The organism is Streptomyces sp. NPDC093586 (assembly GCF_044764905.1).
Classification (GTDB): Bacteria; Actinomycetota; Actinomycetes; order Streptomycetales; family Streptomycetaceae; genus Streptomyces.
In genome coordinates this window covers 1-5,599 of record NZ_JBIWJA010000084.1, presented here as the reverse complement: position 1 = coordinate 5,599, position 5,599 = coordinate 1, and the positions used below count along the sequence as shown (strand labels likewise).

Genomic DNA, 5,599 nt, shown 5'->3' with positions numbered 1-5,599 from the left:
ACATCCACCCGCCCGGACAGCCAGGACGCCCAACGCCCCGCCTGCTCCCGCACCGCCCCCTCGTCACGACCCGACACCACCACCGGCACCGGACCGTGGCCGGCCTCGGCGGCCGGCTCCACGGCCTCGACAGCCGGAGCCTCCTCCACGATCACATGCGCGTTCGTCCCGCTCAGACCGAACGACGACACACCCGCACGCCGCGGACGCGCACCGTCCCGCTCCCACGTCCGCGCCTCCTGCAGCAGGGCCAGGCCGCTGCCGTCCCACTCGACCAGCGGGCTCGGCTCGTCGGCGTGCAGAGTCTTCGGAAGGGTCTCGTGCTGCAGCGCGAGGACCATCTTGATGACGCCGACGACACCGGCGGCGGCCTGCGCGTGCCCGATGTTCGACTTCGACGAACCCAGCCAGACGGGCCGCTCGGCCGGGCGCTCCGGGCCGAACACCTCCGCCAGCGCACCCGCCTCGATCGGGTCGCCCAGCGACGTGCCCGTGCCGTGCGCCTCGATCGCGTCGATGTCGGCCGGAGTCAGACGTGCGGCCTCCAGCGCATCGCGGATCACCCGTTGCTGGGACGGACCGTTCGGCGCCGTCAGGCCCTGGCTGCGGCCGTCCTGGTTGACGGCCGAACCGCGGATCACCGCCAGCACCCGGTCACCGTCGCGCTCCGCCGCCGACAGCCGCTTCAGGACCAGGACACCCACGCCCTCGGCCCAGCCGGCACCGTCGGCAGCGGCCGAGAAGGACTTGCAGCGACCGTCCGCCGCCATCCCCTTCAGCCGCGAGAACTCCACGAACAGCGACGGTGCGCTCATCACCGTCACACCGCCGGCCAGCGCCAGTTCGCACTCGCCCTGCCGCAGCGCCTGCACCGCCAGATGCACCGCCACCAGCGACGAGGAACAGGCCGTGTCCACCGTGATGGCGGGTCCCTGCAGACCGAGGGTGTAGGACACCCGGCCGGACACCACGCTCGACGCCTTACCGGTGCTCACGTAGCCGTCGAGGGCGTCGAGATCACGGCCGAGGTCGCCGTAGTCGGAGCTCATCGTGCCGAGGTACACGCCGGTGCGGCTCTCGCCCAGCGAGTCCGGGCGCACCCCCGCGCGCTCCAGCGCCTCCCAGGACGTCTCCAGCACCAGCCGCTGCTGCGGGTCCATCGAGACCGCCTCGCGCGGCGAGATCCCGAAGAAGCCGTTGTCGAAACCCTCCACGCCCTGGAGGAACCCGCCCTCGCGGGCGTAGCTCTTGCCGACCGCCTCCGGATCGGCGTCGTACAGGTCGAGTCCCCGCCACCGTTCCGGCAGGCCGCCGACCGCGTCGCCGCCTGCGGCCAGCAGCTCCCAGAACCCCTCCGGAGTGTCGATGCCGCCGGGCAGGCGGCACGCCATCGACACCACCGCGATCGGCTCACGCAACCGCGCCTGACGCGCCTCGAGATCCGCAGCGCGCTTCTGCAACGCACGAATCGCAGGAAGGGCGGCTTCCATCCGGTCCTGGTTCGACATCGACACCTCGAGCCTCTCTGCGCTGTCACCGCGAGCGAACGACGTCCCGGTGGGACAAGCCAGGGACTTCACCACCCAACCGGGCACGACTCGAGCGGTGGTCGACCTCTCCTGGGGACGCGGCGGCCAGGTGCACCGCGGTGGCGACCAGGCCCTCGGCCACGATCCAGCGGCCCGTGAAGCGGCGGTACGGCGAGCCCGGTACGAGGAGTCGTGCGGTGAACGTGCCGCTCGTGCCGCTGGGTCCCGTGCGGAAGATCAGTGACGCGTCCTTGAACGACAGCTTGTGCGGGAAGTGCGGGTACCAGGCCTTGTACACGGCCTCCTTGGCGCTGAAGAGCAAGGTGTCCCAGCGGATGGCGGGACGGGCGCGTTCGAGTCGTGTCAGGGAGTGCAGTTCCTCGTCGTGGGCGATCACCTCCAGCACGCCGTCGGGCAGCGGCAGGTGGCATTCCGCGTCGATGCCCAGGGCCGCCGTGGCGGTGGTGCGGGCGACCGCCGCGGCCCGGTAGCCCTGGCAGTGAGTGATGCTGCCGGTGACCCCGCCGGGCCAGCGGGGTGCCCCCGACGGGCCGGTCGGGAGGGGCACCGGAGGCAGGCCCAGGTCGGCGAGCGCGCGGCGCGCGCAGCTCCGTGCCGTCGCGTACTCCTGGCGCCGGGCGGGCACCGCGCGGCGGACGCAGGCCTCTTCCTCGGGCAGGAGCCCGTCCGGCGTGGCCGTGTCGCCGTAGGCGACGGCGGTGGCCACGCCGGAGGGGAGGATGCGTTCGATCACCGCTCGGCGGCGCCGGCCGGTGCCGGGGCAAGGGTGTGAGCGCGGTCCAAGGGCTCGAGCCGGCCTGCGAGGACCGCGACGGCGTGATCCCGGAGCCGGGCCGGCCGTTCGGGATCCGCCGCGCGCCTCTGCGGCTCACACATCGCGGGAAGAGCGGCTTCCATCCGGTCCTGGTCCGACATCGACACCTCGAGTCCCTTCGGAATCCCGATCCTTCGGGGGACCTTACGGCGGGGGGCCGAAGGGCGAGATGTTTCTCGAACAGCCCTCGAGCGGACCTCCGCTCCGGCGTCGATCCGCACGGAGGCCCAAGTCTCGGGGAGGGTTCCCGCGCTCGGCGACCTCCAGCTGCCGGCCGGGGGTCAGTCGAGGTCGAGGCCCGACGCCTCCAGCAGCGCGTTGAGCTCGGCGTTGATGTCGTCCACGGACCGCTCCTCCTCGGTCTCGGCGGGTGCGGTCCAGTCCGGCAGGGCCGCCGGGTCCCCGGCGGCCGGGGCGTCCGGCGTGGCCGACGGCAGGTCCATGCGGTTCAGGACCAGCCGGGTGATGTGCTCGGGGGTCGGGTAGTCGAAGGCGAGGGTCGCGGGCAGGGACAGCCCCGTCTCGGCCGACAGGCGGCGGCGCAGTTCGACCGCCATCAGCGAGTCGAGGCCCAGGTCCTTGAGGACCTGCTGCGGGGCGAGCGTCCCGGCGCCGGACAGGCCCAGCACCGTGGCGACCTCGCGCAGCACCACCTCCATGACCAGTTCCGTGCGCTGCTCCTCGGCCGCCGCGAGCAGCCGCTCGCGCAGACCGGCCGGGCTGCCCGTGCCGTCGGCGGAGCCGGCACCGGAACCGCCGCCCGCGCGGCGCAGCCGGGGCCGTACGAGCGCGCGGAACAGCGCGGGCACGTCGCCGCCCTGGTCGGCCTCCCGCTGCGCGGCCCGCAGGTCGAGCCGCACGGGCACGAAGTCCGCGGCCGGGCGGGCCAGCGCCGCGTCCAGCAGCGCCAGTCCCTGGTCGAACGGCAGCGGGGCGATGCCCTGGCGGCGCATCCGCTCCAGCTCCACCGCGCCCAGGTGGGAGGTCATGCCGACGCCCGCCTGGTGCCACAGACCCCAGGCGAGGCCGGTGGCCGGCCGGCCTGCGGCGCGCCGCCGGGCGGCGAACGCGTCGAGGTAGGCGTTGGCGGAGCCGTAGATGCTCTGCCCTGCCGTGCCGATGGTGCCGGCGGCGGAGGAGAACAGCACGAAGGCGGCCAGATCCAGGTCCCGGGTGAGTTCGTCCAGGTGGTGGACGCCCGTGACCTTCGGGGCCATCACGCGGGAGAGCCGCCGCGCGTTCTGACCGAGGACGACACCGTCGTCCAGGACTCCCGCGAGGTGCAGGACCGCAGTCCACGGGCGGCCCTGTGGAGCATCACCGAGCACCTGCGCCACGTCATCTCGCCGAGAGACATCACACGCCACCACCCGTACGCATCGCGCACCTTCTTCTTCCAGTTCACGGATGAGTTCCGCGGCGCCGGGGGCGTCCGCCCCGCGCCGTGAGGTCAGCACCAGGTGCCGCACACCGTGGTGGCGCACCAGGTGCCGGGCGGTCTCCCGGCCCAGTTCGCCGGTGCCGCCGGTGATCAGCACCACGCCCTCGGGGTCGAGGGACCGGACGGCGGCTCCGTCGCCGTCCGCGGCGGCCCGCACGAGGCGGGCGGCCCGCACCTCGCCGCCCCGGACGGCCAGTTCGGGCTCGCCGGTGACCGCGAGGGCGCGGGTGAGCGCGTCCCGGTCGGCGTCGTCGGGGCCGAGGTCGACCAGGCGCAGCGTGCGCTCGGGGTGCTCGGCGCGCGCGGACCGGACCAGTCCCCACAGGGGTGCGTACGGCAGTCCCTCGAGGGTGTCACCGGGCGCGGCGGCGACACTGCCGCGCGTCACCCAGACCAGCTCCGTCTGTGCGAGCCTCTCGTCGGACAGCAGCTCCTGGAGCTGTGCCAGCGCGAACTCGGTGGCCCGGTAGGCGGCCTCCGGCTCGCTGTCGAAGGGCGGCCGTCCGGTGGCGTCGACGACGATCCGGGCGGGCGCGTCCGGACCCGCGGCGAGCCGCGCGGCCAGGGCCTCCCCGTCCGCGAGCGCCGGTACGCCGAGCCGACGCGCGATCAGGCCTGAGCCGGTCAGCACCGCGTCCGCGACGGAACCCCGCGGTACGGGGGCCTCGACCGGCTGGAACTCCAGGCGGTGCAGGCCGTCGGCGCCGCCGCGCGCGGCCCGCAGCCGCCCGGCCGTCGCCCGGCGCAGATGCAGCGCGCCGATCCGTACGACGGGTGCGCCGGCCGGGTCGCAGGCCCACACCCGGATCTCCTGACCGCCGTCGGCACCCTCGGCACCGGCGGACACGTCGATCCGTACGCGCAGTTCGCCGCCGCCCGCCGCGTGCAGGTCGACGTCGCTCCACTCGAACGGCAGCAGCGCGCCCGGGGCCTCCTCGCGGGCCACGCCCTTCATCACGTGCAGGGCGGTGTCCAGCAGCGCCGGGTGCAGCAGGAACTCGGCACCGGCGGCAGGGTCCGGCAGGCGGACGAGACCGTAGGCCGTGTCGCCCTTGCGCCACAGCTCGGTCAGACCGCGGAACACCGGGCCGTAGTCGATGCCCTGGGCGGCGAACCGGTCGTAGAACCCGTCGAGTCCGACCCGCTCGGCCCCCGGCACCGGCCACTGCGCCAGCTCGCCGAACGCCGAGGCGTCCGGGGCGGGTGTGCCCTCGCCCAGTTCACCGGCCGCGTGCTGCGTCCACTCGGTGGGCGCGGTCTCGGGGCAGCTGTGGACGGCGATCGCCCGGCGGCCCGAGGAGTCCGGCGCGCCGACGGTGATCTGGATCCGTACGGCGTCGTCGATCACCAGCGGTTCGGCCAGCGTCAGCTGGGCGACCCCGGTCGCGCCGACCTCGTGCGCGGCGGCGGTGGCCAGCTCCAGCAGCCCCGTGCCGGGCACGATGACCGACCCGAAGACCGTGTGGTGCGTCAGCCACGGCTGCTCCGCCGACGACAGCCGCCCGGTGATCAGATGGCCCTCGCCGTCGGCCAGCGGAGTGACGGCACCGATCCACGGGTGCGCGGAGGCGTCCAGGCCGAGCGACCCGGCGTCCCCGTTCGTCTTCGGTACGTCCGACCAGTACAGCTTGCGCTGGAAGGCGTAGGTGGGCAGGGGCACCACCGTGCCGGTGCCGAGGACCTTGTCCCAGTCGAGTTCGTGGCCCTGGACGTGGAGCAGGCCCAGGTTGCGCAGCAGTTGCGCCTGAGTGCCCTGCTCGCGGGCGAGGGAGCCGACGACGATGCCGCCGTGCT

At 74.3% G+C, this 5,599-nt stretch carries 3 protein-coding genes; all 3 read right to left on the bottom strand.

Going from position 1 to position 5,599, the window contains the following annotated elements:
* Positions 1-1,460: type I polyketide synthase (locus ACIRFH_RS36400; RefSeq protein WP_403530826.1), on the bottom strand; the 1,460-nt coding region annotated here is incomplete at its 3' end.
* 73 nt (positions 1,461-1,533) lie between these two features.
* Complete coding sequence (locus tag ACIRFH_RS36395; protein WP_403530824.1) at positions 1,534-2,283, bottom strand: 4'-phosphopantetheinyl transferase; 750 nt, start codon at positions 2,281-2,283, stop codon at positions 1,534-1,536.
* Positions 2,284-2,645: 362 nt separating this feature from the next.
* A partial coding sequence (locus tag ACIRFH_RS36390; protein WP_403530821.1) for a type I polyketide synthase occupies positions 2,646-5,599 on the bottom strand: 2,954 nt, incomplete at its 5' end.